The 15621-nt window shown below is 62.8% G+C and carries 15 protein-coding genes; 9 read left to right on the top strand and 6 right to left on the bottom strand.

Annotation, left to right across the window (positions count from 1 at the left end; all coding sequences use genetic code 11):
- Nucleotides 1–6: 6 nt before the first annotated feature.
- A complete protein-coding gene (locus ABDX79_RS17255; RefSeq protein WP_346221551.1) occupies nucleotides 7–681 on the bottom strand; it encodes a YggS family pyridoxal phosphate-dependent enzyme in 675 nt (224 codons plus the stop codon).
- A 302-nt stretch (nucleotides 682–983) separates the two neighbouring features.
- Between ABDX79_RS17255 and ABDX79_RS17250 the strand changes: the two genes are divergently transcribed.
- From ABDX79_RS17250 to holA, 5 genes are all read left to right on the top strand, one after another.
- Entirely contained in the window at nucleotides 984–1289 is a 306-nt protein-coding gene (locus tag ABDX79_RS17250; protein WP_346221550.1) for a type II toxin-antitoxin system TacA family antitoxin, read from the top strand.
- Between the two features lie 68 nt (nucleotides 1290–1357).
- Nucleotides 1358–1801 carry a GNAT family N-acetyltransferase gene (locus ABDX79_RS17245; protein ID WP_346221549.1) on the top strand — a complete coding sequence of 148 codons (444 nt, stop codon included), beginning with the start codon at nucleotides 1358–1360 and terminating at the stop codon, nucleotides 1799–1801.
- A gap of 118 nt (nucleotides 1802–1919) precedes the next feature.
- A complete protein-coding gene (gene leuS, locus ABDX79_RS17240) occupies nucleotides 1920–4535 on the top strand; it encodes a leucine--tRNA ligase (protein ID WP_346221548.1) in 2616 nt (871 codons plus the stop codon).
- Nucleotides 4522–5064, top strand: coding sequence for a hypothetical protein (locus ABDX79_RS17235; protein ID WP_346221547.1), 543 nt, complete (start codon nucleotides 4522–4524; stop codon nucleotides 5062–5064). The genes leuS and ABDX79_RS17235 overlap by 14 nt, the downstream gene beginning before the upstream one ends.
- Nucleotides 5065–5100: 36 nt before the next feature.
- Complete coding sequence (gene holA / locus ABDX79_RS17230) at nucleotides 5101–6138, top strand: DNA polymerase III subunit delta (protein ID WP_346221546.1); 1038 nt, start codon at nucleotides 5101–5103, stop codon at nucleotides 6136–6138.
- 233 nt (nucleotides 6139–6371) lie between these two features.
- Here holA and ABDX79_RS17225 read toward each other — a convergent pair whose 3' ends face one another.
- Nucleotides 6372–7559, bottom strand: coding sequence for a winged helix-turn-helix domain-containing protein (locus ABDX79_RS17225; RefSeq protein WP_346221545.1), 1188 nt, complete (start codon nucleotides 7557–7559; stop codon nucleotides 6372–6374).
- Between the two features lie 244 nt (nucleotides 7560–7803).
- On the opposite strand from ABDX79_RS17225, the gene ABDX79_RS17220 reads away from it, so the two are divergent.
- Complete coding sequence (locus ABDX79_RS17220; RefSeq protein WP_346221544.1) at nucleotides 7804–8202, top strand: DUF1761 domain-containing protein; 399 nt, start codon at nucleotides 7804–7806, stop codon at nucleotides 8200–8202.
- 229 nt (nucleotides 8203–8431) lie between these two features.
- A complete protein-coding gene (acs, locus tag ABDX79_RS17215; RefSeq protein WP_346221543.1) occupies nucleotides 8432–10387 on the top strand; it encodes an acetate--CoA ligase in 1956 nt (651 codons plus the stop codon).
- Between the two features lie 88 nt (nucleotides 10388–10475).
- On the opposite strand, the gene queE is transcribed toward acs, so the two are convergent.
- A complete protein-coding gene (queE, locus tag ABDX79_RS17210) occupies nucleotides 10476–11198 on the bottom strand; it encodes a 7-carboxy-7-deazaguanine synthase QueE (RefSeq protein ID WP_463671195.1) in 723 nt (240 codons plus the stop codon).
- Complete coding sequence (gene queD / locus ABDX79_RS17205; protein WP_346221541.1) at nucleotides 11177–11530, bottom strand: 6-carboxytetrahydropterin synthase QueD; 354 nt, start codon at nucleotides 11528–11530, stop codon at nucleotides 11177–11179. Before queD ends, queE begins: the two co-directional genes overlap by 22 nt.
- Nucleotides 11531–11734: 204 nt before the next feature.
- Here queD and ABDX79_RS17200 point away from each other — a divergent pair, with 204 nt between their 5' ends.
- Together ABDX79_RS17200 and ABDX79_RS17195 are read left to right on the top strand one after the other, a co-directional pair.
- Nucleotides 11735–12082: a hypothetical protein gene (locus ABDX79_RS17200; protein WP_346221540.1), complete on the top strand. Its 348-nt coding sequence runs from the start codon at nucleotides 11735–11737 to the stop codon at nucleotides 12080–12082.
- Nucleotides 12083–12384: 302 nt separating this feature from the next.
- Nucleotides 12385–13209 carry a lytic murein transglycosylase gene (locus ABDX79_RS17195; protein WP_346221539.1) on the top strand — a complete coding sequence of 275 codons (825 nt, stop codon included), beginning with the start codon at nucleotides 12385–12387 and terminating at the stop codon, nucleotides 13207–13209.
- Between the two features lie 69 nt (nucleotides 13210–13278).
- On the opposite strand, the gene ABDX79_RS17190 is transcribed toward ABDX79_RS17195, so the two are convergent.
- Nucleotides 13279–14016, bottom strand: coding sequence for a glutathione S-transferase (locus tag ABDX79_RS17190; protein ID WP_346221538.1), 738 nt, complete (start codon nucleotides 14014–14016; stop codon nucleotides 13279–13281).
- An 87-nt stretch (nucleotides 14017–14103) separates the two neighbouring features.
- Nucleotides 14104–15573, bottom strand: a complete 1470-nt coding sequence (locus ABDX79_RS17185; RefSeq protein WP_346221537.1) for a mannitol dehydrogenase family protein — start codon at nucleotides 15571–15573, stop codon at nucleotides 14104–14106.
- Nucleotides 15574–15621: the final 48 nt, after the last annotated feature.

Below are 15621 nucleotides of genomic sequence, written 5' to 3'. Positions count from 1 at the left end.
ACCCGTTCAGCCGTTCGAATAATCCCGCTCGCCGAAGATCGCCGAACCGACGCGCACGCTCGTCGCGCCGAATTCGACCGCAGTCTCGTAATCCCCGCTCATGCCCATGGAGAGCTTTTCGATGCCGGCTTCACCGGCGAGCTTGGCGAGGAGGGCGAAGTGGGGGCCAGGATTCTCGTCCACCGGCGGGATGCACATGAGACCTTCGATGGTCAGGCCATGCTCCGTTCGACAGCGCTCCACGAAGGCGACGGCCTCCTTCGGCATGATGCCGGCTTTCTGATCCTCTTCGCCCGTATTCACCTGAACATAGAGACGCGGCGTCCGGCCCTGCTTCGAGATTTCCTTGGCGATCTCGCGGGCGATCTTCTCCCGGTCTACCGTTTCGATCACATCGAAAAGGGCGACGGCATCGGCGGTCTTGTTCGATTGGAGCGGGCCCACGAGGCGCAGTTCGATACCCGGATAGCGTTCCTTGAGGGGCGGCCACTTCGCCTGGGACTCCTGCACTTTATTCTCGCCGAAGATGCGATGGCCGGCCTCGAGAACCGGCACGATCTCCTCCTCGCCCTTGGTCTTGGAAATCGCGACGAGGGCGACGCTGTTCGCCTCGCGCCCGGCATCGGTCACGGCCTTCGCGATGGTGTCTTTCACGACGTGATACTGGTCGGCGGTGGACACGAAATTCCTCGCAGAAGCTTTTAAGATTGGCCTCTCTTATCGCACGGGTGGTGGCAATCTCCAGCCCCGATGCGTCTGAAGAAGGCTCAATTGCAAACGCAGCGAAAGCTGCGTTTGCAATTGAGTTATCCCCATGCGTGCTTCTGCCTTTAAAATTTGGCGCTGCAACACAAACCCGTGAGAGGTGGCGGCTCTGTTAAACTCATTGTTCGTTCATACATTGTCAGTACAGGTTTCTCGTGATAATCGGTTCGAAGCTGATAGCGCTTGAAGCCTGACGCCTTGGCTCTGAGCATGACCGAATGGTCATGAAGGATATGGTTATGTCTGCCGCAAAAAAAGACGAAACATTCACGGCTCGTATCGCGCCGGCTGATCTCGAACTGATCCGCCGAGCCGCCGCCGTTTGCGGAAAGAGCCTTTCCAATTTCGTTATGGAATCAGCCATAAATAGCGCCCAGAAGTCGCTGATGGATCAGCGTTTCATGCATCTCGATGCAAAGCTGTTCGATTCCGTATCCGAAACCCTGTCTCAGCCTGCGAAGACCCATCCGGCACTGGTCGATCTGTTTGCGGAAGAGAATGCGTGGGCGACTTCAAACGACTAGGGCTCTACGCGCCTGAACCTTTGAACGAAGCGCACGATCCGGCCGGCTTTTCAAGCGGGAAGCCGGTCATGGATTCATGGCTCACCGAGCTCGCTTTCCATAATCAGGCCAACAACTTTTCTCGCACCTTCGTCATCTGCGATGAGGACAGGAAGGTTCGGGCTTTCTATGCCTTGTGCGCGGGGATGATCCTGCGCAAGGAGGCGCCGAAGAAGGTCGCGCCTCACGGGTCTCCGTCTGAAATTCCGGTTGCCTTGCTTGCCCGTCTCGCCGTTGCGCAGGATTTGCAGGGCAAAGGCATCGGCAAAGCACTTCTTTCGAACGCGCTTCGCAATGCTGCTTCGGCCTCCCAAGCCGTGGCATTTCGGGCTGTCGTGGTCGATGCCATCGATGAGGAAGCATCGGCATTCTACAGGCGCTTCGGCTTTGCCTCGACCAAGATCAACCCGATGAAACTGATCCTGCCGACCCAAGATATCGTCGCATCTCTCAACGCGGCCATGGCACGTTGATCGAGAGTGGCGGCGGCACATTGCGGTATCAGGTTGAATTCGCCATCGCGAAAAGGATAAGTCAGCGCTGACTTATTCCAAAAGGCCGGTCGACACGGCCCAAAGATCGCGACGCTTCATGACCACCGAACGATATAATCCGCGCGCCGTCGAACCTCGCTGGCGGACTGCCTGGGACGAGGCGGGTCTCTACGAGACCAAGACCGATGCGCCGGGCGAGACATACTACGTGCTCGAGATGTTTCCCTATCCCTCGGGGCGCATCCATATGGGCCATGTGCGCAACTACACGATGGGCGATGTCGTGGCGCGATACAAGCGCGCGCAAGGTTTCAACGTGATCCACCCGATGGGCTGGGACGCCTTCGGCATGCCCGCCGAGAACGCGGCGATGCAGAACAAGGTGCATCCCGCGAAATGGACCTATGAGAACATCGCCTCCATGCGCGCCCAGCTGAAAAGCATGGGCCTGTCGCTGGATTGGTCGCGGGAGTTCGCGACCTGCGACGTGGAATATTACCACCGCCAGCAGATGCTCTTCCTCGATTTCCTCGATGCGGGGCTCGCCTATCGCAAGAAGTCGAAGGTGAACTGGGACCCGGTCGACATGACCGTGCTCGCCAACGAACAGGTGGAGGACGGACGCGGCTGGCGTTCCGGCGCGCTCGTCGAGCAGCGCGAGCTGACCCAGTGGTTCTTAAAGATCACCGATTTCGCCGAAGACCTTCTGGAGGCGCTCGACCATCTGCCGAACTGGCCGGAAAAGGTCCGGCTGATGCAGAAGAACTGGATCGGCAAGTCGGAAGGCCTGATGGTGCGCTGGCAGCTTGCAGAAACAGGCAAGCCGGACGGTTTCGACGAGCTAACGGTCTTCACCACGCGGCCCGACACGCTGTTCGGTGCGTCCTTCCTCGCAGTCGCGGCCGATCATCCCCTGGCGTTGAAGCTTGCCGAGAGCGATCCGAACCTCGCAGAATTCGCCGCCGATTGCCGGCGGACGGGCACCAGCGCCGAGGCGCTGGAGACGGCGGAGAAGAAGGGATACCGAACGGGCGTCGAGGCGGTGCACCCGTTCGATCCGAACTGGACGCTTCCCGTCTATGTCGCGAACTTCGTGCTGATGGATTACGGCACGGGCGCGGTCTTCGGCTGCCCCGCCCACGACCAGCGCGATCTCGATTTCGCGCGGAAATACGAGCTTCCGGTCAAGCCGGTCGTCCTGCCGCCGAAGGAAGACCCGACGGTCTTCTCGATCTATTCGGAAGCCTATGACGGCGACGGCGTTCTGTTCAATTCGGAATTTCTCGATGGCAAGAGCCCGGACGAGGGCTTCGAGGCCGTGGCGAAACGGCTGGAAGAGACCGAGTTAGCCGGCAAACCTCAGGCCGAGCGGAAGATCAATTTCCGCCTGCGCGACTGGGGCATCTCGCGCCAGCGCTACTGGGGCTGCCCGATCCCGGTCATCCACTGCGAGGCCTGCGGCGTGGTGCCGGAGAAGCGCGAGAACCTGCCGGTTCAGCTGCCGGACGACATCGATTTCGAAAAGCCGGGCAACCCGCTCGACCGCCATCCGACCTGGCGCAAGACGTCCTGTCCGCAATGCGGCGGCGAGGCCCTGCGCGAGACGGACACGATGGACACCTTCGTCGATTCGTCCTGGTATTTCGCCCGCTTCACCGCGCCGCGCGCCGAAACGCCGACCGTGCCGGAGATCGCGAACAGGTGGCTGCCAGTCGACCAGTATATCGGCGGCATCGAGCATGCGATCCTCCATCTTCTCTATTCGCGCTTCTTCGTGCGCGCCATGAAGGCGACGGGCCATCTCGATCTGGACGAGCCGTTCAAGGGCCTCTTCACGCAAGGCATGGTCGTCCACGAGACCTACAAGGACGGCCGTGAATGGGTCTCGCCTGCCGACGTGAACATCGTCGAGGAGGACGGCAAGCGCGTTGCGACACGCATTTCCACGGGGGCGGAAATCACCATCGGCGGCATCGAGAAGATGTCGAAGTCGAAGAAGAACGTGGTCGACCCGGAGGACATCATCGGCCGCTTCGGCGCCGATACCGCGCGCTGGTTCGTCCTGTCGGATTCACCGCCCGATCGCGACGTGATCTGGACGGAAGCCGGTGCGGAGGGCGCTTTCCGCTTCGTACAGCGGGTCTGGAGGCTCGTCAGCGAGGCGGCGCCCCATGTGGCGGGTGCCGGCGCCGTGAGCGACCCCGAGGCTCAGCCGGCTCTCGACATCCGCAAGGCGGCGCACCGTGCGGCTCACGGCGTTGAGACCGATATCGAGCGGCTCGGCTTCAACAAGGCCGTTGCGCGCATCCACGAACTCGTCAACGTCCTTGCCGGCCCGCTCTCCAAGCTCGATGGGGCCGACGCCGATACGAAGGCGGCGGCAGCGGCCGCGCTCGACATGCTGGTGCGGCTGATAGCGCCGATGATGCCGCATCTTGCCCAGGAATGCTGGACGCTGCTCGGCCATGACGATTTCGTGTCCGCACAGAGCTGGCCGGTCGTCGAAGCCGATCTCCTGCGAGACGACAGCGTCACACTTCCCTTGCAAATCAACGGAAAGAAGCGCGGCGACTTGACCGTCCCCGCCGACGCCAGCAAAGCTGACATCGAACAGGCGGCGCTCGCCGCCGACGTCGTGCAGCAGGCGCTGAATGGCGGCACGCCCAAGCGGCTTGTCGTGGTGCCGGGGAGAATCGTGAATGTGGTCGTCTGATCGTTTCAAGCGTTGCGGTGTCGCGCTCGCCGTCGTCGCCGGCCTCGGTGCGCTCTCCGCCTGCACGGCAAGGCCGCTCTATGGCGACCTTTCACCGTCGGGCGCCATCTCGTCCCCGAATTTTGCGAGCCTGCGCGGCCGGATCGCGATCAGCGAGGCGAACACGCGCACGACACAGATCGTCCGCAACGCGCTGTTGTCCCGGCTCAATGAAGGCAAGCCCGTGTCCGAGCCGGTCTACGCGGTCAATCTGACGGCAAGCGGTGTCGAGCAGGGCATCACGATCGAGCCGGGCGGTGTGCCGACATCGTCGGTCTACCGTCTCACCGTCGATTATACGCTCGTCCGGGTCTCCGACAACCAGACCATCGACAGCGGAAAGCGGGAGGTCATCACCCCGTTCGACCGCACGGGTCAGCTCTTCCAGGCCCAGCGCGCCTTGCTGAATGCCCGCACGCAGGCCGGCAAGGAAGCTGCGGCCCAGCTGGAACTCGCGATCGCGGTGGCGCTCGAGAAGCAGGGCTACTGATTTCGACTTCGCCGATCGCGGCTTGAAAGGTTCGTCATGGCCCAGAAGAAAGCCGGGGAGGTCGACGCCTTTCTCTCGCGGCCGGATTTTTCCTATCCGGTGATCCTTCTCTATGGGCCCGATCCGGGCCTCGTATCCGAACGCGCGAGCGCGATTGCGAAGCATTCGGGCGTCGATCCGAGCGATCCCTTCGCGAGCGTCAGTCTTGCCGCCGACGACATAGAAAAGGATATCGGCCGGCTTTACGACGAGGCCCTGACGGTTTCCCTGTTCGGGGGGACGCGCCTCATCCGCGTTCGCGGGGCTGGCACCGGCAAGGCCCTGTCCGAAGCAGTCACGACCCTTTCCGAAAAGAAGCTCGAAGGCGCGATCCTCATCGTCGAGGCTGGCGAGCTCAAGAAGAATGCGGCGCTGCGCCTCGGTGTCGAGCGGGCGAAATATGCGATCGCACTGCCGTGTTACCAGGACGAGGGGCGGGCGCTCGACCGGATGATCGACGAGGAGTTCACGCGCGCCGGCCTGCAGATCGACCGGGAGGGGCGCGAGGAGCTGAAGAGCCGGCTCGGGGCAAACCGCATGGCCTCGCGCGGCGAGGTCGAGAAGCTCTGCGTCTATGCCTATGGCACCGAGCGGGTGACCGCCGAGGACGTCGCGGCGATCGTCGGCGATGTGTCGGCCGATGCCGTGGACGAGGCGATCGATGCGACGATCAGCGGCGCGGTGAAGAAGCTGCCGGCGCTGATCGAGCGGCTGACGGATGCGGGAACGCCGATTTTCCAGCTCCAGCAGAATCTTCTTCGGACCATCCAGCAATTGACCGCTATGCGAGAGGTCGTGGAGCGCCAGGGCGAGCCGGTGGGCCGCGTCGTCGAGCGCCGCAGGCCGCATTTCAAGCGCAAGCCCGCACTGGAGACGGCCCTTGCTGCATGGCCGCTGGAGGCGCTCGCCCGTACGGGCCGTCGGATCGAGGCCGATATCCTGAAGAGCCGCAAGGAAAACCAGATGGCGCTGACGATCACCCGCCAGATGATGCTTTCGATTGCCGTCGAGGCGGCCTTGAACCGGCGCAAGTAATGCCGGTGGATATGTGAAAGCACCGCTTTCGACGGTCCGCCGGCAGGTCGAGCGGCGCTTGAGCCACCAGCCGGGTGAAAACCGGCCCTGAGGATCAGTTCATTCGTCTGGCGAAAACAAGCCGGCTTATCATGCGAAATCCGTTTGATCGCTTCGCGATATGGGATTTCAGGAACGTGTCTGCGCCGCGCGGGCTTCGATACCGTTTCCGGCCTCATCAGCCGGATATGGTATCACCCCTCCCGATACCAGTCGGCCCCGTAGCGCACGGCGCTGCATCCGGCAAAGCGCGCGAGGCGTTCGATTTCCGTAATGAGCGCCGCGATCCGGCCGTCAGATCGCCTGATGCCGGTCTCGGGCCAATACGCGCGAACGTTCAACGTGCCGTTTGCCCGCTCGGCCCTGGCATCGAGCCGCCCGATCAGGCGGTCCCCCTGAAGGACCGGGAAGACGTAATAGCCGTATTGCCGTTTCGGCCTGGGCACGAAGACCTCGATCCTGTAGAAAAAGCCGAACAGGCGCTCGGTTCGGTTCCGGTCGCGCAGCATCGGATCGAAGGGGGAGAGGATCTTCACGCGGGTGGCGTTCGCCGGCATCTCGGGGATGGTATCGATGAGGCCCGGACGCGCGATGTGTCGCCTGAGGCGACCATCGTCGGCCTCCACATCCACCTCTTCGAGCCGACCGGCTTCAAGTTCGCGCTGGACCCATGATTTTGCCTCCGCCGGACTGATCAGCCTCCAGAAGGCGGCAAGATCGCCGGATGTCGCAAAGCCCAGCCGATCGAGCGCGGCAGAACATGACCAGTCCACGGTCTCCTCAAGGCTCGCGGTGCGGCAGTCCGGGTAAATCCGGCTTGCCAGATCATAGATCTTGTTGAAATTCTCGCGCCGCGCGATCGCAAGCTGCCCCGTGCGCCACAGAAATTCCAGTGCGGTCTTGGAGGGGTGCCATTCCCACCAGCCCCCGGCCGAGCGCTCCTCGTCCTGACCGACATCTCCGACGCCTGCAGGGCCCTCTGCCTCGATATGGCGAAGCGTTTCGTCGAGCTTGTCCTTGAACCTGGGACCTTGCCACTCGATGAAGCGTTGAAGCAGCGCCGGAGTGGTTCGCTCGAACTTCATCTTCCAATAGGGCAGGAAATCCATGGGGATGACAGATGCATCGTGGGTCCAGTGCTCGAAGATCGCCCGGTCGCGCTCCATCAGGAGCGTCAGCGCCTTCGGCTTGTAGCCGGGCTGCCGTGCCCTGAGGATCATGTGATGGGCACGCTCGACCGTGCGGATCGAATCGAGCTGAACGAAGCCGAGATTGCGAACGAGGCCCATGAGATCCTGGCCGCTTGCCGGACGTCCCGCGAGGAGATGGCGGTCCATGAAGATGTGCCGTGCATCGCGATTGTGTAAAACGGGGATCGTCACGGCGCCGCCTCCGAGAGCGTTTCGACATAAGTGTCCGGTGTTTGGACCATCTGGCGCGCCATCCCAAATTCGAAAACCTGATGCGCTGCCAGCCGGGCGCTCGATGTGTCGGGCGCTGATCGCTCCCGGTCACTGCAGATTGAACCTGAATGCTCGCCAGTCCGTTGGGCCTTCGACCATTCGCGAATCAATGAGTGCCGGACCGCAGGTGATGCGCGTCGGCCGCAGCACAAGGATATACCCGATGGGCTTCACCAATTTCAGCCCGCTCGGCGTCGTCATCGCCGCGCTTGCCGCTTTCATCTTCGGCTTCTTCTGGCACAGGTTTCTCGAAAAGCCCTGGATGACGGCCGCCGGCTATGGCAGCAAGCCGGCCCTGAAGCCAGGGCCGCTGGTAATCGTCTTCATCGCCTATATCGTGATCGCCGGCATGCTCGCGGGGCTGACGGCCCATATCGGCACGGTCGGCGTCTACGAGACCTTCGTGACCGGCATCCTCGTCTGGGCCGGCTTCGTGTTGGCGACCATCGTGGTCGATCATTCCTTCGAGGCCCGCTCGCGCAAACTCACCTACATCAATGCGGGCCACTGGTTCGGCGTGTTCCTGATCATGAGCGTGATCATCGGCCTTTTCGGAGCCTGAGATCGGGCCGCGCGGACCATCGGCGAAGCCGGCTAACATCAGGCCGCTTACCCCGTGTCCGACTTAGGACGGATTGCCAGATGCCGTCAGGTGTTTAAGTTTGTGACGAGGGCATCGCGCGCCGCTGACGCCGGAAGCCGATGGGACGTGGTCGTGCCATCGTCGTCTGTCGCGTTCGCCGGAGGCCGCGGGGCACACGGCACAGATGAGTTTTGGGAGGAACAGTCGAATGACGATGATCGAAGTCAAGGACGAGTGGAAGTCGCGCGCGAAGCTCGACAAGGCCACCTATGACGCGTGGTACAAGCAGTCGATCGAGGACCCGGAAGGGTTCTGGAAAGAGCATGCCAAGCGCATCGACTGGATCAAGGAACCGACCAAGATCAAGTCGGTCGATTACATGTATCCCGACGTCTCGATCAAATGGTTCGAGGACGGCGAACTCAACGTCTGCTACAACTGCGTGGACCGGCACCTGAAGGACAAGGGCGACGAGACCGCCATCCTCTGGGAGGCCGACGAGCCGGGCAATGCCCAGCACATCACCTTCAAGCAGCTGCACGAGCATGTCTGCAAGTTCGCCAATGTTCTGAAGGAACTCGGCGTCGGCAAGGGCGACCGCGTCGTCATTTATCTGCCGATGATCCCCCAAGCAGTCTATGCGATGCTCGCCTGCGCCCGGATCGGCGCGATCCACTCCGTCGTCTTCGCCGGCTTCTCCCCGGGCGCCCTTCGCGACCGGGTCAACGATTCCGAGGCCAAGGTGGTCATCACGGCGGACCATGCGCCGCGCGGCGGCAAGGCGACGCCGCTGAAGAAGAACACCGACAAGGCCTTCGAGGGTATCGAGGGCGACGTCAAATGTCTCGTCGTCAAGCGCACCGGCGACGACACGCCGATCACGAACGGCCGCGATTTCTGGCTGCACGAGATGGAAGCCAAGGTCGGCAACGACTGCGAATGCGAGCCGATGAATGCGGAAGATCCGCTCTTCGTCCTCTACACCTCCGGCTCGACCGGCAAGCCGAAGGGCGTGGTCCATACTTCTGGCGGCTATATCGTCTACACCTCGATGACGCACGAATACGTCTTCGACTATCATCAGGGCGACATCTACTGGTGCACGGCCGATGTCGGCTGGATCACCGGCCACAGCTACATCGTCTATGGCCCGCTCGCCAATGGCGCGACGACGCTGGTGTTCGAATCGACGCCGACCTATCCGGACGCCTCGCGCTGCTGGAAGGTATGCGAGGAGCACAAGGTCAACCAGTTCTACACCGCGCCGACGGCGATCCGCGCCCTGATGGGCAAGGGCCGCAAGCATGTGGACGGGCACGACCTTTCGGCGCTCAAGGTTCTCGGCACGGTGGGCGAGCCCATCAATCCGGAAGCCTGGAACTGGTATTACGAGGAAGTCGGCCAGTCCAACGTACCGATCGTCGACACCTACTGGCAGACCGAGACGGGCGGTATCCTCATCACGCCGCTGCCGGGCGTGACGCCGCTGAAGCCGGGCTCGGCCTCCAAGCCGTTCTTCGGCGTGCAGCCGGTGATCCTCGATCCGCAGTCGGGCGAGGTTCTGGAAGGCAATGGCGTCGAAGGGGTCATCGCCATGGCCGATTCCTGGCCGAGCCAGATGCGGACGGTCTACAAGGACCACGAGCGGTTCGCGAACACCTATTTCCAGCAGTACAAGGGCTATTACTTCACCGAGGACGGCGCCAAGCGCGACGAGGACGGCTATATCTGGATCACCGGCCGTGTGGACGACGTGATCAACGTCTCCGGCCACCGTATGGGCACGGCCGAGGTGGAAAGCGCGCTCGTCGCCCACAAGGCGGTGTCCGAGGCTGCGGTCGTCGGCTTCCCGCACGATATCAAGGGTCAGGGCATCTACTGCTATGTCACGCTGATGGAGGGCACGGAGCCCAGCGACGAACTGCGTGACGAACTCGTCAAGCATGTGCGCTCCGAGATCGGCCCGATCGCCAAGCCCGACGCGCTGCAGTTCGCGCCCGACATGCCGAAGACCCGCTCGGGCAAGATCATGCGCCGCATCCTGCGCAAGATCGCCGAGGACAAGCTCGATGAACTGGGCGATACCTCGACACTCGCCGATCCGTCGGTGGTCGATCACCTGATCGACAACCGCCAGAACAAGGGCGGCAAGGCTTCCGCCTGACACAAGCGCAGACCCGAGGACCGATTTCCGCTCCTCGGGTCATCCTGACATTTGCGGATGCTCTGAGAAAAGAGACCGCTCGGCGGCGTCATACGCCGCGCCGGTTGCCCCACACGATCACATGAAGCTGCGGCAGGATGCGCGGCTTGAGCCAGCCCTTGCCGACCGTCTCGTCGACGAGCCATGCGAGGCGACCGGCCATCTGATCGAGATCGACGGGTCTCGCCGGGTCGGTTTCGGCATTGCCGGGCTGGAGGAAGAGCGGCAGATCTGGATGACGATCGGCGGCGTCGCGGGCGAATTCCAGATCCACATCGTCGAACACCACGATCTTCATGGCGGCGCTCACAGTCCCCTTCGCCGCGAGGCAGGCCTCGAACGCCTTCCAGTCGGTTTCCATCCCGCTCGAGGGCGGTTTGGGAGACAGGACGAGCGTGTGAAGATCGGCGAACCAAGATGGCGCGAGCGTTCCTTGGGTCTCGCAGGCGAACCGATAACCCTTTGCCTTGCCGAGCGCGATGAGCGGTTCGAAGTCCTGAATGGCGGGATTGCCGCCGGAGATGGAAACGAGAAGCGGGCGTCCGCCGGACAGGCGCTCGATCCGCTCCATCACCTCAGGCGCTTCCATCGGTTGCCATTCGTGCCGGTAGCGGCTCTCGACGGCATGAAGACTGTCGCACCAGACGCACCGGTAATCGCAGCCGCCCGCGCGTACGAACACCGTAGGCTCGCCGATCAGCGGGCCTTCGCCCTGGATCGTCGGACCGAAGATTTCCGCGATGCGCAGGGTCACGGTCGGTACTCGGCCCAGGTCTTGGGCGTTTCCGATACCCGTACGGCACGCGTTTCCGGCCAGCGGGCCGCGCACCAGTCATGGAGATGCCTTGCGAGATTTTCCGCAGTCGGCGAACCGTCGAGGACGTCGTTGAGATGACGGTGGTCGAGCCGTTCGTCGATATAGGCCTTGAGGTCTTTGAGGTCCCGATAGTCCCGCACGAAGCCGTGGTCGTTCAGCGTCTCGGCGGCAAGTTCGACCACGGCGACATAGTTGTGACCATGGAGGCGCGCACAGGGATGGTCCTCTGGGAGCGTCTCGAGGACATGGGAGGCGGAAAAGTGAAATTCCTTCGTGATGCGGAACATCAGGCCGATCCTTGCCCGGCCGGCACATGGCACGTGCGGCCGTGAAGCATTGACGGCGAGAAGCGAAGCCCGCACGAACGGGCGAATGGGAAAGTCATCGATAAACCCTTGTTTTGATGACCGGGTAGGCTGCGACCGGTTTTCCCTGACCTAAATCCTGTGACCGTTCTTTGCAACGACGCGCCGAGCGCAGAAGAGGCAGCGATGGCCGCGAAACCCTATCCCGAGACGCCGGACGGGCGCTATTTCGTCGCGAGGGACCGGCTCTGGCGAAAGACCGATCCAAGCCTTTCCGAGGACGAGCGGAAAGCGGCAGTCAGCGAGCTCATGAAAGCGCGCCGGGCCGTGAGGAATGCGGATAACGACGAGGAGGAGCGGGCGGCGCGCGACCGGGTCGACGAGGCCAAGCGCCGGCTCGGCGAGCGCGGTCCGGTCTGGTGGGACGACGGAGCGCCCGACGAAACCCGCAAGGCGCCCTGGAACTCGTCCTATGCCGACTGGTGGGCCGAGAGGCAGGACGAAGCGGACCAAGCCGTCGACGCCGAGCGCTGACGCGCCTTTTCCTGTGGCCTGCATGCTTCGGCGGGCGACCCGATTGGTGCGTTTTCGCAACGCCTTCTCAAGCTTTCTTGCTCAAGATTGCGTGCTGTCACCGTTTTGCCGTTGTCTTCGGTTGATAAGCGCGTGCTGCGAGGGGTTAACCCGCTCTCGCAAAACAGATTGCCGGTCTCGACAGCGTGACGCCGTTCAGTGAACGTTCAAACGTTCAGCCGAGAATGGTGGATGATTGCCCTGGGCCGCGCCCATGCTATTGCGACCGCGCCCATGATGGGCCAGCCGACAAGGACCTGTAAATGACTTCATTCAAGACCATGCTGAAGGGATTGGGCATCGCTGCCGCCCTCTCGCTCGGTGCGACCTCCGCCTATGCCCAATCCTGCGGCAACAGCGCGGCCGGCTTCGACCAGTGGAAGCAGCAGTTCGCGGGCGTCGCCCAGCAGAACGGCGTTGGCAGCCGCGGCATCCAGGCGTTGATGAACGCCAATTACAACCAGAAGACCATCCGCATCGATCGCGCGGCCCAGAAGGGTGGCTCAGCCTTCACGATGAGCCTCGACACCTTCCTGAAGAAGCGTGGCGGCGCCTCCATCGTCAACACCGGCAAGCGCAAGCTCGCCCAGAACAAGGCGATGTTCAACGACATCGAGCGCCGCTACGGCGTTCCGCCCGGACCGCTGCTCGCGATCTGGGGCATGGAAACCGGCTTCGGCGGGTTCATGGGCGGCGAGAACGTCATCTCCTCCGCCGCGACCATCGCCTATGACTGCCGTCGGTCCGACTTCTTCAAGCCGCATCTCATCGCGGCCCTTCAGCTCGTCGATCGCGGCGGCCTGTCGCCGAACTCGCGCGGCGCCGGCCATGGCGAGTATGGTCACACCCAGTTCCTCGCCGGCAACATCCTGCGCTACGGCGTCGATGGCGACGGCAATGGCCGGGTCGACCTGTCCAGCACCCGTGACGCGCTCTATTCGACCGCGAACTTCCTGCGCTCCCACGGCATGACGCAGAACTATCAGCAGGGACAGGCTGGCTATCGCGGTATTCAGGGCTGGAACGCGGCCCCGGTCTACCAGCAGGCGATCGCCTATCTCGGCCAGCAGATCGACGCGGCGCGCTGATCGCGATCACGTCATGAAGACTTGAAAAAGCCCCGGTCGCGCGAAGCGGCCGGGGCTTTTTTGGTCGAATTACCCGACGCTTGCCGGATCGAGTTCCGTATAGCGCCGGAAAAGACCATCCTCGTTGAAACGCAGGGCGCGGTCGCTGTCGTGATAGGCGAGCACTTTTGGCAGGTTCGCGGTGGTGCGGCAGAGCTCCTGCACCTTCGGTGCGGCACGGGCGGCTTCACCCATGGCGTTCGGGAACGCGTAGGCGAGGCCCCGGCAGGTGTGGAAGAGGCCGAGATCGGCATAGGTCATCGTGTCGCCGACGAGCCAGCCGGAATCCTCAGGATTGTTCTCGATGAGATTCTCGTACCAGGCGAGAAATTTCGGAATCCGCTCGAGGCGGAAGTTCTTCGCCCGTCGCTCCGCCTCCGGCTTCTGGTCTTCGTAATAGAGTGAAACGCCGACCGGATGGTGGGTGTCGTGGGCCTCGGCCGCGAAATCGGCCGTCGTCACCGCGATCGAGAGGGCGAAGGCGCGATCCGCCTCTTGCTTGGGCGCGAGATCGCATTTCTCTGCGACATGGGCGCAGCAGAGGGCGGTTTGCGAGATGAGAACGCCGTCGTCGATGATGAAGGGCGGCGCGAACGGGATCGGATAGCCCTTGCGGCCCTCCAGATAGGCCGTCATCGCCGCCATGCCGCCGCCTTCGTCCTCCGGCAGGCGGACGACATCGCGATAGGGAACGCCGCCGGCTTCGAGAACCAGCCGGACATATTCGCCCCGGCCGGGAATGCCCGGCCAGTAATAGAGATCGATCATGGCTCTGATGCCTTCAAGCGTCGGTGTCGTGACGATTGCGGAGCTACGCCTGCGGCCGGCGATGACAACCGGCCGGGTGCCTGAATTTTAGCCGAGATACGTTTCCAGCGTCGCCTTCGTGCCCTTCTCGTAGAGCATGTTCAGCCAGCGCGCGAAGGGTTCGGCAAAGCGCGGCTCGTCCTTCAGGGTCCCGTAGATATCGGTCATCTCCAGCCATGCGGAGGGGTTTTCCTTCGCGGCCTTCGCCTGCACCGTCAGCCGGTCCCAGCTCGGATCGTTGTCCGCGATCGCCGTTCCGCTATCGGTTTCGCCGAGGCAGTAGCGGCACCACAGCGCGCTTTCCAGCGCGAGCCCCGAGACGTCCCGGCCCTTGGCGATATTGTCCTTGATCGAGGGAATGATGAATTTCGGCTGCCGGTTCGAACCGTCGAGGCAGAGCCGGCGGATCGTATCGGCGATCTTCGGATTGGCGAAGCGCGTCTCGATCAGGGCGAAATAATCCTCAAGGCTGGTATCGGGCACCGGCGGGACGATGGGGATCACCTCCTCGGTCTCGACCTTTTTCAGGAAGCGCTGGATGAGATCGGTCTCCATCGCCTCGTGGACGAACTCGATGTCCATGAGACCTGCCGGATAGGCGATGATCGCATGACCGCCGTTGAGGATGCGGATCTTCATGGTCTCGTATGGCGAAACGTCGGGCACGAACTGGACGCCCACCTGATCGAGCGCTGGGCGACCATCGGTGAATTTGTCCTCCAGAACCCACTGGATGTAGTCCTCGCAGAACACCGGCCATTCGTCGGCAATGCCGAAGTCCTCAGCGACGATCCGCCGTTCGCGGTCGCCGGTGGCCGGCGTGATGCGGTCCACCATGCCGTTCGGAAAGGCGACGTTCTCGCCCACCCAGGCGGCGAAATCCGGGTCGGCTTCCCGGGCAAGGCCCATCACGGCATCGCGCGCGACCTTGCCATTGTGCGGAAGGTTGTCGCAGCTCATCACCGTGAAGGGCTTCTGGCCCGCTTCCCGCCGGTTCCTGAGCGCTTTCAGGATGACGCCGAAGACGGTCTGCGGCGCATCGAGATTGTTCGCATCGGCGACGATCTTCGGGTTTGCCGGATCGAACTCGCCGGTGGAGGGGTCGACGAAATAGCCGCCCTCGGTGACGGTGAGAGAGACGATGCGGATGGCCGGATCGGCAAGACGTTCGACGATCTTTTCCGGATCGCCCGGCTCGACGAAATCGATCAGCGCGCCGGTGACGCGGGCCGTGGAGCTGCCGGCTTCCTGGGCAACGACGGTCGAAAGATAGTCCTGGGCCTTCAGGGTATCGCGCACCTTGGCGTCGAAGGGCATGAGGCCCGCGCCGACAAAGGCCCAGTCGAGATCGCGGCCGGTTTCGAACAGCCGGTCGAGATAGACCTGCTGGTGGGCGCGGTGGAAGTTGCCGACACCGATATGAAGGATACCGGGTTTGAGGTCCGAGCGCTGATAGGACGGCTTGGCGACACCCTCCGGCAGATCGTCGAGCGTGTGAAGGGACAGCTTCGTGGTCATCGGGTTTCCTCCTGCCCGTGTGCCGATCTCTCCGGTCGGCTTGAATGG

Source organism: Fulvimarina fulva (assembly GCF_039652615.1).
In the GTDB taxonomy this organism is placed as follows: Bacteria; Pseudomonadota; Alphaproteobacteria; order Rhizobiales; family Rhizobiaceae; genus Fulvimarina.
Note: the sequence above shows the minus strand (reverse complement) of the source record. Positions and strands in the feature narration are given on the sequence as shown.